The sequence below is a fragment of the Pantoea latae genome (assembly GCF_002077695.1).
Taxonomy (GTDB): Bacteria; Pseudomonadota; Gammaproteobacteria; order Enterobacterales; family Enterobacteriaceae; genus Pantoea; species Pantoea latae.
In genome coordinates, this window is record NZ_MWUE01000027.1 from 108,058 (window position 1) to 126,032 (window position 17,975).

17 protein-coding genes and 2 pseudogenes are annotated in these 17,975 nt (G+C 55.0%); 12 read left to right on the plus strand and 7 right to left on the minus strand.

Annotated features, from left to right (window positions below; genetic code table 11):
• Positions 1-36 precede the first annotated feature (36 nt).
• The 4 genes from B2J69_RS18480 to B2J69_RS18495 all read left to right on the plus strand — a co-directional run bounded on the left by B2J69_RS18480 (position 37) and on the right by B2J69_RS18495 (position 3,051).
• Positions 37-990, plus strand: coding sequence for a bifunctional helix-turn-helix transcriptional regulator/GNAT family N-acetyltransferase (locus B2J69_RS18480; RefSeq protein WP_081141095.1), 954 nt, complete (start codon positions 37-39; stop codon positions 988-990).
• Between the two features lie 306 nt (positions 991-1,296).
• Positions 1,297-1,731: a rhodanese-like domain-containing protein gene (locus tag B2J69_RS18485; protein ID WP_081141096.1), complete on the plus strand. Its 435-nt coding sequence runs from the start codon at positions 1,297-1,299 to the stop codon at positions 1,729-1,731.
• Positions 1,725-2,297, plus strand: a complete 573-nt coding sequence (locus tag B2J69_RS18490) for a GNAT family N-acetyltransferase (RefSeq protein ID WP_081141097.1) — start codon at positions 1,725-1,727, stop codon at positions 2,295-2,297. The genes B2J69_RS18485 and B2J69_RS18490 overlap by 7 nt, the downstream gene beginning before the upstream one ends.
• Positions 2,298-2,454: 157 nt before the next feature.
• Positions 2,455-3,051: a glutathione S-transferase family protein gene (locus B2J69_RS18495; protein ID WP_081141098.1), complete on the plus strand. Its 597-nt coding sequence runs from the start codon at positions 2,455-2,457 to the stop codon at positions 3,049-3,051.
• 124 nt (positions 3,052-3,175) lie between these two features.
• Here B2J69_RS18495 and B2J69_RS18500 read toward each other — a convergent pair whose 3' ends face one another.
• The 3 genes from B2J69_RS18500 to B2J69_RS18510 form a co-directional block, all read right to left on the minus strand.
• Positions 3,176-3,658 carry a glutathione peroxidase gene (locus tag B2J69_RS18500; RefSeq protein ID WP_081141099.1) on the minus strand — a complete coding sequence of 161 codons (483 nt, stop codon included), beginning with the start codon at positions 3,656-3,658 and terminating at the stop codon, positions 3,176-3,178.
• 197 nt (positions 3,659-3,855) lie between these two features.
• Positions 3,856-4,923 carry an AraC-like transcriptional regulator QhpR gene (gene qhpR, locus B2J69_RS18505; RefSeq protein ID WP_081141160.1) on the minus strand — a complete coding sequence of 356 codons (1,068 nt, stop codon included), beginning with the start codon at positions 4,921-4,923 and terminating at the stop codon, positions 3,856-3,858.
• 138 nt (positions 4,924-5,061) lie between these two features.
• Positions 5,062-6,066, minus strand: a complete 1,005-nt coding sequence (locus B2J69_RS18510) for a phosphotransferase enzyme family protein (RefSeq protein WP_081141100.1) — start codon at positions 6,064-6,066, stop codon at positions 5,062-5,064.
• Between the two features lie 243 nt (positions 6,067-6,309).
• Between B2J69_RS18510 and eat the strand changes: the two genes are divergently transcribed.
• The 3 genes and pseudogenes from eat to B2J69_RS24390 form a co-directional block, all read left to right on the plus strand.
• Positions 6,310-7,674, plus strand: a complete 1,365-nt coding sequence (gene eat, locus B2J69_RS18515; protein ID WP_081141101.1) for an ethanolamine permease — start codon at positions 6,310-6,312, stop codon at positions 7,672-7,674.
• 63 nt (positions 7,675-7,737) lie between these two features.
• Entirely contained in the window at positions 7,738-9,078 is a 1,341-nt protein-coding gene (locus B2J69_RS18520; protein WP_081141102.1) for an aspartate aminotransferase family protein, read from the plus strand.
• Positions 9,079-9,378: 300 nt separating this feature from the next.
• Positions 9,379-9,516 (plus strand): annotated as a pseudogene (locus B2J69_RS24390) (helix-turn-helix domain-containing protein); the annotation flags it as partial.
• Between the two features lie 28 nt (positions 9,517-9,544).
• Here B2J69_RS24390 and B2J69_RS23665 read toward each other — a convergent pair.
• Positions 9,545-9,682, minus strand: a pseudogene (locus B2J69_RS23665) (SDR family oxidoreductase); the annotation flags it as partial.
• Positions 9,683-9,869: 187 nt separating this feature from the next.
• On the opposite strand from B2J69_RS23665, the gene B2J69_RS18530 reads away from it, so the two are divergent.
• On the plus strand, positions 9,870-10,763 hold the full coding sequence (locus B2J69_RS18530) for a LysR family transcriptional regulator (protein ID WP_081141104.1): 894 nt from the start codon (positions 9,870-9,872) through the stop codon (positions 10,761-10,763).
• A gap of 57 nt (positions 10,764-10,820) precedes the next feature.
• On the opposite strand, the gene B2J69_RS18535 is transcribed toward B2J69_RS18530, so the two are convergent.
• Entirely contained in the window at positions 10,821-11,672 is an 852-nt protein-coding gene (locus B2J69_RS18535; RefSeq protein ID WP_081141105.1) for an aldo/keto reductase, read from the minus strand.
• Positions 11,673-11,963: 291 nt separating this feature from the next.
• Here B2J69_RS18535 and B2J69_RS18540 point away from each other — a divergent pair, with 291 nt between their 5' ends.
• A complete protein-coding gene (locus B2J69_RS18540; protein WP_081141106.1) occupies positions 11,964-12,794 on the plus strand; it encodes an SDR family oxidoreductase in 831 nt (276 codons plus the stop codon).
• Positions 12,795-12,915: 121 nt separating this feature from the next.
• Here the strand turns inward: B2J69_RS18540 and B2J69_RS18545 are convergent, their stop codons facing one another.
• Both B2J69_RS18545 and B2J69_RS18550 read right to left on the minus strand, forming a co-directional pair.
• Positions 12,916-13,797 carry a multidrug effflux MFS transporter gene (locus tag B2J69_RS18545; RefSeq protein WP_236722749.1) on the minus strand — a complete coding sequence of 294 codons (882 nt, stop codon included), beginning with the start codon at positions 13,795-13,797 and terminating at the stop codon, positions 12,916-12,918.
• A 343-nt stretch (positions 13,798-14,140) separates the two neighbouring features.
• A complete protein-coding gene (locus tag B2J69_RS18550) occupies positions 14,141-14,893 on the minus strand; it encodes a FadR/GntR family transcriptional regulator (protein ID WP_081141107.1) in 753 nt (250 codons plus the stop codon).
• Positions 14,894-15,088: 195 nt separating this feature from the next.
• On the opposite strand from B2J69_RS18550, the gene B2J69_RS18555 reads away from it, so the two are divergent.
• Genes B2J69_RS18555 through B2J69_RS18565 form a run of 3 tightly spaced genes read left to right on the plus strand, consistent with a single transcriptional unit; the run spans position 15,089 to position 17,974 of the window.
• Positions 15,089-15,829 carry an SDR family oxidoreductase gene (locus B2J69_RS18555; protein ID WP_081141108.1) on the plus strand — a complete coding sequence of 247 codons (741 nt, stop codon included), beginning with the start codon at positions 15,089-15,091 and terminating at the stop codon, positions 15,827-15,829.
• Positions 15,830-15,842: 13 nt separating this feature from the next.
• Positions 15,843-16,691: a fumarylacetoacetate hydrolase family protein gene (locus tag B2J69_RS18560; protein WP_081141109.1), complete on the plus strand. Its 849-nt coding sequence runs from the start codon at positions 15,843-15,845 to the stop codon at positions 16,689-16,691.
• Positions 16,688-17,974 carry an L-fuconate dehydratase gene (locus B2J69_RS18565; protein ID WP_081141110.1) on the plus strand — a complete coding sequence of 429 codons (1,287 nt, stop codon included), beginning with the start codon at positions 16,688-16,690 and terminating at the stop codon, positions 17,972-17,974. The genes B2J69_RS18560 and B2J69_RS18565 overlap by 4 nt, the downstream gene beginning before the upstream one ends.
• Position 17,975: the final 1 nt, after the last annotated feature.

Below are 17,975 nucleotides of genomic sequence, written 5' to 3' on the forward strand. Positions count from 1 at the left end.
GTTGTATTGTACAACCATTTTTGAAGGATAACTTTAATGCTCTCAGAACGACAGAAGATAAAAAACATACGTGCGGCATCACGTCTAATGGTGCGAGAACTGGGTTTCATGAATCAAAATCTGGCTGCAACTGATTATCCGCCTTCAGCGGTTCACTCCATGCTTGAGGTTGAAGCTCATGGAGCAATGACAGCCGCGCAACTGGTACAGATTTTGGGACTTGAAAAGTCCAGCGTTAGCCGCATGCTCGCTAAACTCGTTGAGGCCGGAGAACTTGAAGAAAATATGTCTCCTGATGATGCCAGGACGAAGCTGATAAGCCTGACCGGAAAGGGCAGAGATACAGTGCAGAACATAAATGCTTACGCTGACCAACGGGTAGCAGCAGCGCTCGGTAAGCTCGATCCGTTTGCCCAGCAGGCTGTATCACAGGGCCTTTGTTCATATGCCAGCGCGCTGAAAGCCTGCCGCGAAAACAGTGAAGGAAAAGTGCGCAAAAGCGTCAACATCGTCACGGGTTATCATGCAGGTATGATTGGCCGCATTACTGAAATGCATGGAGACTACTACGCCAGAGAGCATAACTTTGGCCACTTTTTTGAAGCGAAAGTTGCCACAGGTCTTGCTGATTTTTCGGCTCGTCTGGATAAATCCTGTAATCAGATTTGGCTGGCAATAGTGAACGAGCGCATAGTTGGCTCAGTGGCCATTGACGGTGAGGATTTGGGAAATAATGAGGCGCATCTGCGGTGGTTCATTCTTGACGATGGATGCCGTGGCAGTGGAGTGGGTAGAAAACTCCTTACAGAGGCGATGAGATTTTGTGATGAGCAGAAGTTCTCCGCAGTACAATTATGGACTTTTGATAAACTTACCCCAGCAAGAAAGTTGTATGAATCATTCGGATTTGAATTGTCGAAAGAATGGGACGGCGACCAGTGGGGCAGCACTCTTACTGAGCAACAGTTCACCCGAATAAACAGCGCTTAATAGCTGTCCTCTGGACATGCTGTTTTTGCGCCTTGCTTCGACCCATCCCTCTGCTCCAAATCAGTTCTGTCCGCTTGTGCACAAAGCGGACAATTAGCATGCTCTTTTATCTGACGACAAGTAATTTTGGCGCGGTATCGCATAAGCATACTGCCATGTAATGCTTCCACATCAATCAACCTTTCTCTCTCGCCTGCCTGACCCAATATTGGCGGAAAACTACCGGTTATTGTCGGCGGCGCCACTGTCTCAGATGAATGCCGCTTCATACAATCAGCAGACATTCAGCCAAGAGAGAGAATCATCATGCCGAGTTTAATCAGTGAAATTGCCCCCGCGTCTCCTGCCGAAGCGCTGCAGCATTTTAGCCGTCGCCTGGCCTTTGAAACCGACTGCTCTGATGTGCACCAGAGCCAGACAGCGGGCAACGTCGACTATGTGCTGGTCGATGTCAGAAGCCATGACGCCTTTTTGGCCACGCATGTGCCAGGCGCGATCAATATTCCGACGCGCACGATGTCTGAGCAGCGGATGGCCGACTATGCGCCCGACACGCTGTTTGTGGTCTATTGCGCAGGGCCGCACTGTAACGGCGTTCATCGCGCCGCGGTTCGTCTGGCGGGGCTGGGATTCGCGGTCAAAGAGATGATCGGCGGGCTGACCGGCTGGGTTGACGAAGGGCTGCCGCTGCAGGGGGGAAGTAACGAGAAGGCTGGTACGGGATTCGCCTGCGAATGTTAAACCCTGCGATCAACATACGAGCGGCGCTGCCCGGCGATATCCCTGCTCTGCTGGAACAGATGCGTTCACTGGCGCAGTTCGAGCGCTATATCAATGACTTTAACGTTGACGAACAGGCGTTATTGACGCGCGCTTTTGGGCCCGATCGCCAATGTCATATTTTTGTCGCCGAGTGTCACGGCAACATTGTTGGCTATGCCGTGATGATAGTTATCCGCTTTACCTTTGATCTGAAAAGCACGCTGGTGCTAAAGGAGTTTTTTGTCGATGGCGCAAGCAGGGGTAAAGGGGTAGGTTCTGCGCTTTTTCGCTACGTGGCTGCCTGGGCTCTGGCTGAGGGCGCCGGCCGACTAAAATGGGACGTGATGGTCGGAAACCACAAGGCGGAGGCCTTCTATCAAAAGCATGGGGGCGCGCCTGATGCGCAGTGGATCCCCTATGTGATGAATGAAGATGCACTGCAAAAAGCCGCTGGGGTGAAGAGCACGGATGAAAAGTTAGACTCACAGGGTAGAGGCTGCGCTGTTGCTCAGGTGGGCAGCGTGAGAAGCAGCAGCCAGACTTAAAGGCAAACGGAAGAGGGCGCTTCTATCTTCGGTTTGCAGCATTTGCTGCTGGTATAGATCCTGTGAAGTAAGGTCCGCTTTGAGCAAGGGGCGGACTTTTTGACATTGGGTATTCACATGCCTTATAAAAATATTCTCACAACAAAGGGATAATGAATTGAAAATCTATACCTACCCTAAAAGTAGATCCTTAAGAGTGCTCTGGGCAATGGAAGAAATTGGAGCAACTTACGAATCAATCAGAGTCGACCTTTTGGACCCTGCTCCTGCCGTGAAATCACCACATCCATTTGGAAAAGTTCCCTTTTTGACAGATGGGAAGGTGTCAATCAGTGAAACCTTAGCCATATGTATTTATCTGTGTGAAAAACATAAAAACATATCTATTTACCCCACAAACGTTGAAGAAAAGGCCGTAGTTAATTCGTGGTTAAGCTTTACTCTATCCGATTTAGAAGCCCCTGTCTGGGGATTGCTCAAACAAATCGTCTTCACTCCAGTAAATCAACGATCCACAGATTTAATAAGTTACTTTAAAAATGAAGCCAGTCAGGCTATCTCCCAAGTTCGCTTTAAACCCACTCAAACATGGATTGCAGGTAAAAATTTTACACTAGCAGATATTTTCCTTTCACATACGCTGTTATGGGCGAAACTGTGTGGATTAGAAATCGCCAAAGAGATCGACAGCTATATACTCAGGGCAATGAGCCGACCCGCTTTTTTAAAGGCTCAAGAAGTAAATAATTGCTAATCAGGGTTTGTAATCTGTTTTAGATGCATTGATATGTTGTTAAAAGTGCAAAAGTCCTTTTTTGGCACAAAGCAGACACAACGCAGCCGCCTAGCAAAAGGGATCCTCCCAACAACACACCCCCTCAGCCTTCCAGCGCAGCCACCACCACCGCTTCCATCTTCTCTGGCGTAGTGACAGGAGCAAAACGCTCCAGCGGTGTGCCGTCGCGTCCAATAAGAAACTTAGTGAAGTTCCACTTTATCCGTCCGCCCAGCACGCCGGGCAGTTCATTTTTCAGGTAACGAAACAGCGGGTGCGCGGAGGCGCCGTTGACCTCGACTTTCGCGAACATCGGGAAGCTCACGCCATAGTTAATGTGGCAGGTCTGCGCGATGGCGTCAGCGCCGCCGGGCTCCTGTTTACCAAACTGGTTGCAGGGAAAACCCAGCACCACCAGACCCTGAGCGGCGTACTTCTTGTAGAGCGATTCCAGTCCTGCGTATTGCGGCGTAAATCCACAGTGGCTGGCGGTATTCACCACCAGAACCAGCTTGCCAGCGTAGTCGGCCATGGGGATAAGCTGGCCGCTCAGGCTGGTGGCAGAGAGTTGATAAAAAGGGGTCATAGCAAAATCCTCAGGGTGACTGACATCGCCGGTTGGTGATGTAACAGAGGATAATGGCCTGTCGATCAGAATGGCACATTTTTTACGTCTGCTTCTGCAAGGCGCGGCGAGGGGCGAGCAGGGGAGATACCCGGAAAAGCCGTCAAAAGCCGCTGTTCACCTCGCCGCAGGCATCGGCGCGCATAACCGTCACGCCCTCAGAGCAAAACGCCGTTTTGTGATTTACGGCAGTCGCGCGGGCTGCAGCCGAACCAGCGGCGGAACGCGCGTGAAAAAGCGCTGACTTCCGAGTAGCCCAGCAGCAGCGCCATTTCTGACACCGACAAATGGTGCTGTTTGAGATAATGCGTCGCCATTTCTTTGCGCACGCTGTCAACCAGCGCGGAAAAAGAGGTTTGTTTGTCGCGCAGTCGCCGCTGTAGCGACCAGGCCGATAACCCCTGTTTCTCGGCGATAATCTCCAGCGAGGGTTCGCCGCTCAGTAGCTGCAGATGAATGTCGGTGCGGGTTTGATTAACGGTATCCTGAGCAATCACCGGCGGGCTGAGTCGACGGATGGCGTCCTGCATCACCAGCAGCAGCATGGGATCGTGATCCGGCATTTTGCGGCTCAGATCCGTTTTAGCAATCATCATCGAGTTAAACGGCTGATCGAAATAGACCGGCGCATCAAACACCTTACAGTGCTCATGCCAGTGCTCAGGGCGCGGATGCTCAAAATGGACTTCGCGCGGCGCCCAGTGCCGTCCTGCAGCGTGGCGGATCAGGTTAAGAAACATGCCTAGCGTCAGCTCCGCATCCTGACGGCGCAAGAGGATGGCGCCGTGACGCACCTGATAGTCGAGCTGCCAGCAGTCGCCGTGCTCCGTCAGACGGATACAGGTATTGTGCTGATGCCAGGGAAACGCATTCACCACGTTGCGCAGCGCCTGCTCCAGCGTGGCCGAACAGAGGCCGATATAGCCGATCAGCCCCAGCGACTGCGGTCGGAACTGATGACCATACTGCAATCCGAAATTGTCCACGCCCGCCTGGCTGGCGGCTTCTTCCAGCACCCGGCAGTAATTCACCAGATCCAGACTCAGCGTCGGGCAGGCGAGCGTATCGGGATCGATGCCGCTGATGCCAAAAATGCGATCCACATCGCCGCCCTGAGCGTTAATGAAATCACCCAGTCCTGTCGCAGCGGCCGACAGGACGCCACGGTGACTGCTGCCTGCGCTGGAGAGGGTCGTCAGCGCGACTTCAGGAAATCTGCTGGTCATGATGTTTTCCGCCTGAAACAAGAGATCTTTAGCTTCTGCAAAAAACATACCAGCCGTCGAGCGCGTGATAACAGCCACTTAGCGCCGTCTCTGCCCATTTTGCACAGCGAGCGGTCACGCAGGCACCGCCAGAGTGCGCTAAACCCCAATCGGCAAAGAACTGCCTTCAAGGTAGCGGCGGCAGAGGCGCACCGTATCATCGGCCCAGCCGTCGCCCAGGCTGCGGGCCATCTCGGTTTCACTGTGGGAGGCCACCCAGGCCGTCAGCTGAATGCGGCGCTGAATCAGCATTGACGGGATGATGGCGCGCTCCTCATCGCCCAGATGCGCCACCTGCTCGTAGCCGTTTAACCAGTTCTCTACCCACTGCGGAGCGCTGGGATGATGCTCGACAAAGCTGATCGCCGCGGCAAGATCGTGCAGATACCAGCCCATACCGCAGTCATCAAAATCGATGACCCGCGTCTCGCCTTTGTGAACCAGCAGATTGGTCAGCCGCAGGTCGGCGTGGATCAGGCCGTAGCGATCGGCCGACTGACCAAAGGCCGCCATCTCACGGCCCACGTGGGCCAGCGTCTCTTCGATGACGCCGTGTTGTGACGGCGCTAAGCCCGCCACATCACGCCAGTCGCCCCAGTGGCCCGCAGGAGAGACCATGCTGTGATGATCCCAGACGATACGGCGAAAAGATTGCGGCTTTTGCCAGCGCCGACTGTGGTGGTGCAGCTGCGCGGTGATGCGGCCTAGCTGACGAAAAGCCGCCGGATCCACCGCATCGGTGAGCATATCGCCCTCGATCCAGTGAAACAGCACGGCATAGCGCTCACCGCCATCAGCCAGGGGAAGAGTCTGGATGCGCTGACCCTGCGCGTCGCTTACGGCAACCGGCACGCAGATGCCATCAGCCTGAAGGGCGTCCAGCCAGTGCAGCTCGCTTTCAATGTCCTGCTTAGCGTGGTAATCGCCCCGGTGAATGCGTAACGCATAGCGGCCCTGCGGCGTGGTGACAGTCAGGGTCGCGTTCTCGGAACGGCACAAAAGTTTGACCCCCGCGTGCCGACAGGCGGGATAGGCCTGCAGCGCCTGATGGGCAAGCTGAAGAATGGCGTCGTTACTTAAGGTGTCATATTGCTTAATGCTCATGGCTGGCTCCCGTTCTCTGCGTGTGGAGGCAGCATGGCGCTGAACCCACCTTGCACGCTTGACAGCAGAGCGGGCAATAATTGACTTCAGCCGCGCCACAACGGCCTGGGCGGGGGCAACTTGACCGCAGCCGACCAGTTTCTGTTTGCTGCGGTCAAGTTTTTCTGAGGTCGCTGTGTCCATTATCTACCCGTCAGCTGTTTAGCCATCGCTTTTCACTTTACACAGACGGGGAACGCCGTGATGAAAGAGAAACTGAAACCCACCCTGGGCACCCTGCAACTCTGGGGCATCGCCGTGGGACTGGTTATATCGGGAGAGTATTTTGGCTGGAGCTATGGCTGGGGCGCCGCAGGCACCCTGGGCTTTCTGGTCACGACGTTGTTTGTCGCCGCCATGTACAGCTGTTTTATCTTCAGCTTTACCGAACTGACCACCGCCATTCCGCAGGCTGGTGGGCCATTTGCCTACAGCCGTCGCGCCTTCGGCGATACCGGCGGATTGATTGCGGGCATCGCCACGCTGATCGAGTTTGTCTTCGCGCCTCCGGCCATCGCCATGGCAATCGGCGCTTACCTCAACGTGCAGTTTCCGGAAGTGAACCCCAAACTGATCGCCGTCTGCGCCTACCTGATCTTTATGGGCCTTAACATCATCGGCGTCAGCATTGCCGCCACCTTTGAGCTGCTGGTCACTCTGCTGGCGGTGATTGAACTGCTGGTGTTTATGGGCGTGGTGGCGCCGGGCTTCAGCCTGGCGAATTTTGTCGCGCACGGCTGGGCGGGGCAGGAGACGTTCTCGCTGGCGTCGGTGTCCGGCATGTTTGCCGCCATTCCTTTTGCCATCTGGTTTTTCCTCGCTATCGAAGGCGTCGCGATGGCGGCGGAAGAGGCGAAAGAGCCGCGCCGCACCATCCCTCGCGCCTATATCAGCGGCATTTTAACCCTGGTGGTGCTGGCGATTGGCGTCATGGTGTTTGCGGGCGGCGCAGGCGACTGGCGCACCCTCTCTGGCATTAACGATCCGCTGCCGCAGGCGATGAAAATGCTGGTCGGCAACGATTCGCGCTGGATGCACATGCTGGTGTGGATTGGGCTGTTCGGCCTGATCGCCAGTTTTCACGGCATCATCATGGGCTACTCTCGCCAGTTCTTTGCGCTGGCGCGCGAAGGCTATTTACCGCCGTCGCTGGCCAGGCTGTCGCGTTTCAACACGCCGCACCGGGCGATTCTGGCGGGTGGCGCGGTTGGCATTCTTGCGATTTTCTCTGACGGCATCAGCTTTCAGGGCATGAGCCTGACCGCCGCAATGATCACCATGTCGGTGTTTGGCGCCATCGTCATGTACATCATGAGTATGCTGAGCCTGTTTAAACTGCGTCGCACGGCGCCGACGCTGGCGCGCAGCTATCGTGCGCCGGGTTATCCGCTGATCCCCGGCATCGCCCTGTGCGGCTCGGTGATCTGCCTGATCGCCATGCTGTGGTTCAACCCGCAGATCGGCGCGCTGTTTGTGGGCTTGATGGTGGCGGGCTACCTCTATTTTCTCACCACCCACTCGCGCCGCGGCGCGCTCGCCCAGCGCGCGGTTGCCGCAGAAACCGAGTAACGCTAATAGTCGCCCTGCAGCGCCTGACGCGCGGCAGGGCAGCACCAAGACCAAGGAGTCACGATGACGGTACGATCAACCATTATGGATACCAACAGCTTTCGTGCTGAACACGCGGAAACGCTGGCACCGGAGATTCGACAGCTGACCAGTAAGCGCAGCCAGGTGCTGGGCGAGTCCTATCGGCTGTTTTACCGCAACCCGGTGCATCTGGTGCGCGGGCAGGGCCAGTATCTGTGGGACAAGGCGGGCAATCAGTACCTGGATATGTACAACAACGTGGCCAGCATTGGTCACTGTCATCCGGCGGTGGTGGAGGCGGTGCATCAACAGATGATGCAGCTGAATACCCATACGCGCTATCTGCACGAGTCGATCCTGGCCTACAGCGACCGCATTCTGGCCACCATGCCGGCTGAAATCGATCGCGCTATGTATATGTGCACCGGATCTGAAGCGAACGATCTGGCGATCCGCATTGCCCAGTGCTGGAGCGGTGGCACCGGCATCATCGTGTCTAAAGAGGCCTATCACGGCACCAGCGCGCTTACCTCTGGCGTCTCGCCCGCGCTGGGCAGCGGTCAGCCGCTGTCGCCGCATACCCGGCTGGTGGCACCGCCCGACTTTTATCGCATCCAGACGGCGGATCAGGGCGCCTGGTTCGCGCAGCAAATTCAGCAGCAGATCGATGATATGCGCGCGCAGGGCATTAAGTTTGCCGGTTTTCTGGCTGACTCGATCTTCTCGTCGGACGGCGTTTTACCCGGCCAGCCTGGTTTTCTGAAACAGGCGATTGACGTTGTACATCAGAACGGCGGCATCTTTATTGCCGACGAAGTGCAGCCCGGTTTCGCCCGCACCGGCGAGGCCTTTTGGGGCTTTGCCCGACACGGCATCGTGCCTGATGTGGTGACCACCGGCAAACCGATGGGCAACGGCATTCCGGTGTCGGGGCTGATGGCGAAAGCGCCGGTGCTGGCGGCGTTTAGCGATGCGCTGCCTTACTTCAATACCTTTGGCGGCAACCCGGTCTCCATGGCGGCGGCGCATGCGGTTCTGGATGTAATTGAGCAGGAGGGGCTGCAGGCGCACAGTCTGCACACCGGCGCCGCGCTGCTGGCGGCCCTGCAGGAACTGCAGGCGACCTATCCCTGTATCGGTGAGGTACGAGGTGCCGGTCTGTTTATCGGTTTTGAGCTGGTGAAGGACAGGGAAAGCAAGCAGCCGGATAAAGCGCTGGCGCTCGACCTGGTGGAGGCGCTACGTGAGGCGTTTGTGCTCACCTCCGTCGCCGGACCCTACGGCAACGTGCTGAAAATCCGCCCGCCGCTCTGTTTCCAGACGCAGGATATCGACTGGGTGGTGAGCGCGATGGATCGCTGTTTGAGGAAGCTGACGGGCTGAGGTTAAGCTGTAGCCTGGAAAACAGCTCGCCGTTGTGGGGATGGAGCACGCCAGCCGTGTCGTCCTCACACGGTTCGACGGTACGCTGAGCGAAACGCGTATTGAGCCTCTGTGTCTGCTTTGAGCGAGGAGCGGACATTGTCTCAATGTCTTAAATGACATCTTGTGACTGAGCCTCGCCATTGTGAAGTATTTAAAAGCAAAAATAAAAACTCCGCTTACGCAAAACTGGATTTCAAGAGTTCAGCCCAGAACGGAGTCCTACCGAATAGCGTAGCAGAGAAGCCGGCGCGTTCTGCCCTGAACGAAGAACAAGAACAGGTCGTTATTGAGCATATCAATCCAGGCTTAAGCATCAGCGCCATTGCGCGGGAATTTAGTATTACCCGGCAAACTATATCTCGAGCAAAGGCCAAATCCACAATCTCAGAAGACTGACCTCTATTTAACCAAATGTTCAAAGCCGTTAGATTGATTTTACGTGTTTTGAACACAGATTCAGCTCGTTAATAATGCATTCAGGCCCTTCGCTGAAAGGCATGTTGTTCAAATCCAAAACCCCATCATTTTTTTGAGGATTATCTGCCTGCAAATCCGCAAATAGACCAATACTTCCTGTCGCCCCGGCAATGATTATTTTCATGATAAACTTCCTGATAATTAATCCTTATTTTAGATATAATCAGAATGTCAATTATCATACTTGTCAGTAATAGGGCTAAGATGATTGTGTCTATGAACACCCTTCATAAATGTGCATTGAAGGGAATACCTCCATAAGGAAATCGCCGATGCTCAAAGAAAACTTCAATGAACTGCAAATCTTTCTTGTGGTAGCACGGGAGCGAAGTTTTACCAAAGCAGCGGGCAAACTGGGGGTTTCTCAGTCTGCACTCAGCCACGCGATGAAGGCACTGGAGGAAAGACTGAATATCCGTCTTCTGACCCGCACAACCCGAAGCGTTGCGCCTACGGAAGCAGGAGAGAGGATTATTGCCTGCCTTGAACCCCGTATCGCCGATCTTGAACAGGAGCTGGAGTCGCTTGTACAACTGAATGGTACCGCCTCCGGCAATATCCGTTTATCTGCCGGGGAGCATGCCGCGCGAAGTCTGGTATGGCCGAAGTTAAAACCCTTTCTCAGTGAATATCCGGAAGTTAATCTTGAACTAGTGGTCGATAACGGCTTTGTCGATATTGTCAAAGAGCGTTTTGATGCTGGGATCCGTCTGGGCGAAAGCGTGGATAAGGATATGATCGCCGTGAAGATTGGACCGGATATACGCATGGCTGTGGTTGGCGCACCATCCTTTTTTGCCGCTAACCCCGTGCCCAAAACACCTCACGAGCTACAAAATCATCGGTGTATCAATATGCGCCTGCCAACTTCCGGTGGACTTTACCACTGGGAATTTGAGAAGGAAGGGAAACCGTTACGGGTCAGAGTGGAAGGGCAGGTCACGTTTAATTTGCAGGAGGAAAGGATTGATGCTGCTTTATCCGGTTTTGGCATAGCCTGTATACCTGAAGACCGGGTGCAGGATTATATAAAGTCAGGAGAGCTTATTCAGGTTCTGCAGGACTGGTGTCAGTCTTTCCCCGGTTATTATCTTTACTACCCAAGTCGTAAGCAGCATCCGCCCGCTTTTGCGCTGATGATCGATGCACTTCGTTACTCAGAATAACGGGTCCGCCATATGCGGTGGACCCGTCTGGCTATTAACTGCCTCATTTGTCGCGTCTTAAACATCCAGTTTTCGACTTGCCAACCATTCAATTCTGGCAGGATCGCGGTGGGAGAAGAAAGCGCTTGTTGCGGTATCGATAGCTGTAATCTGCAACATATCTTCATAACTCAGTTCAAAATCGAGAATGTTGATATTCTCTTCCATGCGTTCTTTTCGCACTGTTTTTGCCAGCGAAACGATGCCTCGCTGGAAAATCCACCGCAGTACAACCTGCCCCACGCTTTTACCGTACTTCTGGCCAATCGCCGTTAACATGGAATGTTCAAACAGACCATTTTTACCCTCTGCAAAGGGCGCCCAGGCTTCCGGCTGAATACCTCGGCTTTGCATCCATGGCGCGGCGTGCAACTGCTGGTTGAAGGGGTTAACTTCAATCTGGTTCACCGCAGGGGAAACGTTGTTGAAAGCGATAAGATCGGCAAGTCGGTCAGGATGGAAGTTACTGACGCCAATGGCGCGAATTTTGCCTGCCTCCTGCAATTCTTCCATGGCACGCCATGCTCCATGAACATCGCCGTAAGGCTGGTGAATCAAATACAGGTCAATGTAATCAAGTTGCAGCCGATTCAGAGAGCGTTCGAACTGTGCTTTAGCACCTTCGTAACTGGTATTCTGAAGCCACAGCTTGGTCGTTATAAAGAGTTCGTTACGGGCGATACCGGTCTGTTTCAGTGCGTTTCCGACCTGGGTTTCATTCTGGTAAGACGCGGCGGTATCTATCAGTCGGTATCCTGTATTGATGGCATCAATAACGGATCTTTCGCATTCGGTAGCATCCGTCATCTGAAAGACACCAAAGCCCAGCAGGGGCATATCGATACCGTTGTTTAGTTTTACAGTTTGCATGAAGTTATCCTTAGCTGTTGTTCAGGAAAGCGTAATGCAAACTGATTGATTCGATTAGACGGGATAATTAGCTAGGGTTTATTAGTAATTGTCATTAATTTGCAAGTTTAAGATCGAAAGTTTTTACCTAAAGCGATTATTTATGAAAATCATTCATAAGGCTAAGCGTCTTAGATGACTAAAACAATCTTTTACCAGACGCTATGATGCATGAGTTGTCATCACGACAGGGGCAATTTATGAAATCCTTTGGTCTGGGCTGATGACTATACCTGCAGAAGAGGGATAAAAATGAAAGATGTCATTGTTGTAATTGGTAGTGGCTCGATTGCTCAGGCCATTGCGCGACGAGTGAGCGTTGGAAAACATATTCTCCTGGCCGATATAAAAACTGAAAACGTTCAACAGTCTGAAAATACTCTTTCACGCGCCGGATTTGACGTGAGTACTACTATGGTCGATGTGCGTTCGCGTGAGTCTATCCAGGAGCTTGTGAAAATAGCGTGTAGCATGGGGGAAATAAAGGGGGTTATCCATACTGCAGGATTGTCACCGTCTCAAGCACAACCGCAGGACCTCATCCGCGTAGATCTATACGGCAGTGCCGTGCTGTTTGAAGAATTTGGTAAAGTTATTGCTTCCGGTGGATCCTGTGTTGTGATTGGCTCTCAGTCCAGTCATCGCTTAGACGTTGATGCTCTGACGCAGGCTGAGGCGGATGCGCTTGCAACCCTGCGGCCGGAAGACCTTCTTGAACTGCCCCTGGTGAAAGAAATTAAAGACAGCTTATATGCTTACCAGATATCCAAACGCTGCAATGCGCTCCGCGTTATGTCTGAAGCGGTAAAATGGGGCAAGCGCGGAGCGCGAATTAACTGCATCAGCGCCGGTATCGTCTATACGCCTCTGGCTTATGACGAGCTTAACAGTGACGAAAGAGGGGCATTCTATCGAAACATGCTGGATAAATCTCCGGCGGGACGGGGTGGTACGCCAGATGAAATCGGTGCGCTGGCGGAGTTTCTGTTTGGGCCCAATGGCAGCTACGTGACAGGAAGCGATCTGCTGATTGATGGTGGTGCAACTGCTTCCTATAAATACGGCGAGTTACGTCAGCACTAATATATAATGTCATCTGACATCGATAATGAAGTTTTATTTTTTTAGTTGAACGGTCAGTACCATCAAGGCGCTGGCCGCTGTAAACAACGCAATTATCCAGCTCATCGTCCATGGCGTGCCATCACTGAACAGAGCGAGAAGAAGGGAAGAGATGATGCCACTGCCATATTGCAACGCTCCTATTAGCGCAGATGCAGAACCTGCATCCCACAACGTTTACTGCAAACAGCCAACCGTAGTGCTGCGGATCAATACCAAAGTACGTGATGTACACAAACGGAGAGCCCGTGATAAAGGCGTAGGCCGCGACATAATAGAACGTCAGGCACAGAGTAAACTGCATGTATTTGGCGTTGGTTAGCAAGGCATAGTAGTTTTGAAAGGCTTTGGGTACAGATGCTTGTGAGCGTTTTTCAGCAGGTAATGTCTCCGGTAACCAGAATAAAGACATCAGCATTAATGTTCCGATAATCGCCAGCAACCAGAAAATGATATGCCACGAAGTCGCTTTAATCATTTGCCCACCGACCAGTGGACCGGCAATCGGTGCGATGGCCATAATCATCATCAGGGTTGAAAGCATTTGTGCTGCACGAGTGCGGCTAAACAGGTCACGGATCATTGCTCGTGCCAGCATCGGACCCGTACAGGCACCTAATGCCTGAAAAACACGCCAGAAGACAATTTGCAAAATATCTGTTGATAACGCGCAGCCCACCGAGCCGATAATGAATAGACCTAAACCTATAAATAGCGGCTGACGACGCCCGTAACGATCGCTAATCGGTCCCCAAATCAGTTGTGCGATGCAAAAGCCGGTAAGAAACCCTGTTATGGTCAGCTCGGCATCACCCTGCAAATCTCTGGTCATGACGGGCATAGCTGGAAGATAGATATCGGTTGATAAAGAGGTAACAGCCATCAGAGCGCTAAGAATGAGTAGAAACGACAGACCGGTACTTTTAGCTGTAGCCGACTGCGCACTTGTCTGTTGATTAAGCATGGTGATCCGTTAGAAATGAAGAAACAGGAGTATGTTAACGGATTTGTGCATGCTGATAATCACAAGCGGGAGAATAGGGACTATGAATCACATTCATTAATATTGTGAAATGCGAGGGAAGGAAGTGAAAGAATGATTTAAACAGGCAGTTATGTCAGGCCTGACAGGGAACAGTCGACGTATCGTTTCCATTTCAGGCTCGATTTGTGTTTGCAGACAATGGCACGAATTATCAGCTCCTAAAACAGCATACTTTCCTGTCCTGTGTAAGCAAAATTTCATCATAAAGCCGTCGGTTAGCCTTAGCGTAAGATAACTTCCGTTTTCCCACCGCACAACCCCCTCACTCCTGCGCCCGCTCAAACGTGGCAATCACCCGGTCAATATGCTGCTTCATCGCCGCTCTTGCCGCCTTGCCGTCGCGCTTCTCCAGCGCGGAAAGGATCGTAAGATGCTCGGTCTCCGACGCCAGCGGCATATCGCCCGGCGTATAGTGCGCCTGCAGCATGCGGAACATACTGCCGTAGCGATGGCCGAGCAGGTGGCCGATGATAAAACCATAGGCGGGATTGCCGCTCGCCTGGGCGATGCGGATATGGAATAGCCGGTCGCCGGGATGGGTGCGCGACTGGGCGCGGTTATCTTCGCAGTTTTGCCGATAAGCTGCGCGGATCAACGCCAGCTCCTCCTCGCTGGCATGCACGGCGGCCAGCGCGGCGGCTTCCGGCTCAATCAGGCGTCGCGCCTGCAGCAGGGAAAACGGCGGCAGCTCGGTGGAGAAATCGAGTTTGATGCCCAGCTCATCGTCCGGCTCGCTCCACTGATCGCGCCCGGCCTGCATCATCACCGGCTCCTGGGTGCTGGCGCGCGCTTTGACAATCACACCGTTGCCGACCTTCACATCCACCAGCCCGATCACCTCCAGCGCGATCAGCGCTTCACGCACCGAGGCGCGACTGACCTGCAGCTGCTCAGCTAACTCCCGCTCCGCTGGCAAGCGACTGCCGGGGGGAAATTCGTTGTTGTTGATAAGCGTGATCAGCTGGTCAGCTATTTGTCTGTAAAGCCTGGGGTTTTCCATCTTTCTTATCGGCATGGCACTGCTACCTGTCTAAATAAATTCAGTGACCCGCTGCACAAATAATCAACAGAGCCCTTGTCAATGTTACGCAATTGTCAATAAAACGTAATGCGTCAGCGCAAAAGTAGCCAGCGTTATTTTGCACACCCGGACGGGCAAAACCTCTCTCCATTGGCCTGACCATTAGATCTTTGTACCAGAGGATATGCAATGAATCTACACGGAAAACGCGTATTAATCACCGCTGCCGGACAGGGCATTGGGCTGGCCAGCGCACGCTACTTCGCTCAGCAGGGCGCAGAGGTGATCGCCAGCGATATCAATCTGAACGCGCTGCAGCATCTGCCCGGCATCCGCGCCTATCGGCTGGATGTCACCGATCGCCAGGCGATCGCGGCGGCGGCGCAGGAGCTGGGCACGCTCGATGTCTTGTTTAACTGCGCGGGCGTGGTGCACAGCGGCAGCCTGCTGGCGTGCAGCGAAGAGGAGTGGCAGTTCGCGCTCGATCTCAACGTCACGGCGATGTTTCACATGATCCAGGCGTTCCTGCCCGCCATGCTGCAGCAGCGAAAAGGCTCGATTATCAACATGTCGTCGGTGGCCTCCAGCGTGAAGGGGGTGGCGAATCGCTTTGCCTACAGCGCGACCAAGGCGGCGGTCATCGGCCTGACGCGCTCGGTGGCGGCGGACTACATCGGCGAGGGCATCCGCTGCAACGCCATCTGCCCCGGCACGGTGGATTCGCCGTCGCTGCGCCAGCGCATCGCCGCACAGGCACAGGCGGAAGGGCGCCCGGAAGCGGAAGTCTATGACGCCTTTGTGGCGCGTCAGCCCATTGGCCGTATCGGCACGCCAGAGGAGATCGCCTGTCTGGCTGCCTATCTGGCGTCCGATGCAAGCGCCTACACCACCGGCACCGCCCAGATTATCGATGGCGGCTGGAGCAACTAACAGGAGTGGAACAATGAAATTATTACGTGTGGGCGAGCCGGGCAACGAGCGTCCGGCGATGCTGGATGCGCAGGGCGAGCTGCGCGATCTGTCGCATTATATTGATGACCTCGCGGGCGAGGCGCTGTTGCCGTCTTCGCTGGAGCAGCTGCGCAAGCTGCCGCTCAGCGAACTGCCCAAAATAGGCGGCCAGCCGCGCATCGGCGCCTGCGTCGGGCAGATCGGCAAGTTTATCTGTATCGGCCTGAACTATGCCGATCACGCCGCCGAGACCGGCGCCGCCATCCCGCAGGAACCGGTGGTGTTTGGTAAATGGACCAGCGCGGTGGTGGGGCCAAACGACGCGGTGCGCATTCCGCGCGGCTCGGTGAAAACCGACTGGGAAGTGGAGCTGGGCGTGGTGATCGGCAAAGGCGGCAGCTATATCGACGAAGCGGATGCGCTCTCCCACGTCGCGGGCTACTGCGTGGTCAACGATGTCTCGGAGCGCGAATATCAGATCGAGCGCGGCGGCACCTGGGACAAAGGCAAAGGCTGCGACACCTTTGGCCCCATCGGCCCCTGGCTGGTGACCGCCGATGAGATCGCCGATCCGCAGCAGCTCGATCTCTGGCTGGAGGTTGACGGCAAACGCTATCAGAACGGCAACACCCGCACCATGATCTTCAGCGTCGCGCACATTATCAGCTATCTCAGCCGCTTTATGAGCCTGCAACCGGGCGACGTAATCTCCACCGGCACGCCGCCGGGCGTCGGCATGGGGCAGAAGCCGCCGGTCTACCTGCGTCCGGGTCAGGTCATCCGCTTAGGCATCGCCGGACTGGGCGAGCAGCGTCAACTCACCGAGGGCAGCGAAGCATGACCAGACTGACTGCACTGCGCGTGGAAGATATCCGCTTTCCCACCTCCGCGCATCTTGACGGATCGGACGCGATGAACCCGGACCCGGACTACTCTGCCGCCTACGTCATTATCGAAACCGATAATGCGGCGATCAGCGGGCACGGCCTGACTTTTACCATCGGGCGCGGCAATGAGATCTGCTGCGCGGCGATCCGCGCGCTGGAGCACCTGATCGTCGGCCGACAGTTAGAGGCGATCGTTGCCGATATGGGGCAGTTCTGGCGCGATATCACCAGCGACAGCCAGCTGCGCTGGATCGGCCCCGACAAGGGCGCCATTCATCTGGCGACCGGCGCGGTGGTCAACGCGGTGTGGGATCTGTGGGCAAAGTCAGAAGAGAAGCCGCTGTGGCGGCTGGTAGCCGAACTGTCCCCGCAGGAGCTGGTGCGCTGCATCGATTTTCGCTACCTCACCGACTGCATCACGCCGGAAGAGGCGCTCGCCCTGCTGACGGCGCAGCAGCCGGGCAAAGCCGCGCGTATCCGTCAGCTTGAGCAGCACGGCTACCCCTGCTACACCACCTCGGCGGGCTGGCTCGGCTATGACGACGACAAGCTGCGCCGCCTCTGTCAGCAGGCGGTCGACGCCGGTTTCTCCCACATCAAACTCAAAGTGGGGCGCGATCTGGAAGATGACATTCGCCGCGTGCGCATTGCGCGCGAGGTGCTGGGGCCGGATCGCCAGCTGATGATCGACGCCAATCAGGTGTGGGAAGTCAATGACGCCATCGACTGGGTGCAGCAGCTGGCGTTTGCCGAGCCCTGGTTTATCGAAGAGCCGACCAGCCCGGACGATATTGAAGGCCACCGCACCATCCGTCAGGGCGTGGCGCCGGTCAAAGTCGCCACCGGCGAGATGTGCCAGAACCGCATCATCTTTAAGCAGCTGATGATGCGCGAGGCGATCGACGTGGTGCAGATTGACGCCTGCCGCCTCGGCGGCGTCAACGAAGTGCTGGCGGTGATGCTGATGGCGGCGAAATACCAGCTGCCGGTCTGTCCGCATGCCGGCGGCGTGGGGCTGTGCGAATACGTGCAGCACCTGTCGATGATCGATTTTGTCTGCATTGCCGGCAGCCATGAGGGCCGGGTCATCGAGTATGTCGATCATCTGCATGAACACTTCCTGCACCCGTGCGAAATCCGCGGCGCCGCCTATATGCCGCCGACCGCGCCCGGCTTCTCTATCGAAATGCTCCCCGCCTCGCGCGAGAGATACTGCTATCGCGGCGAGCGAGGCTGAG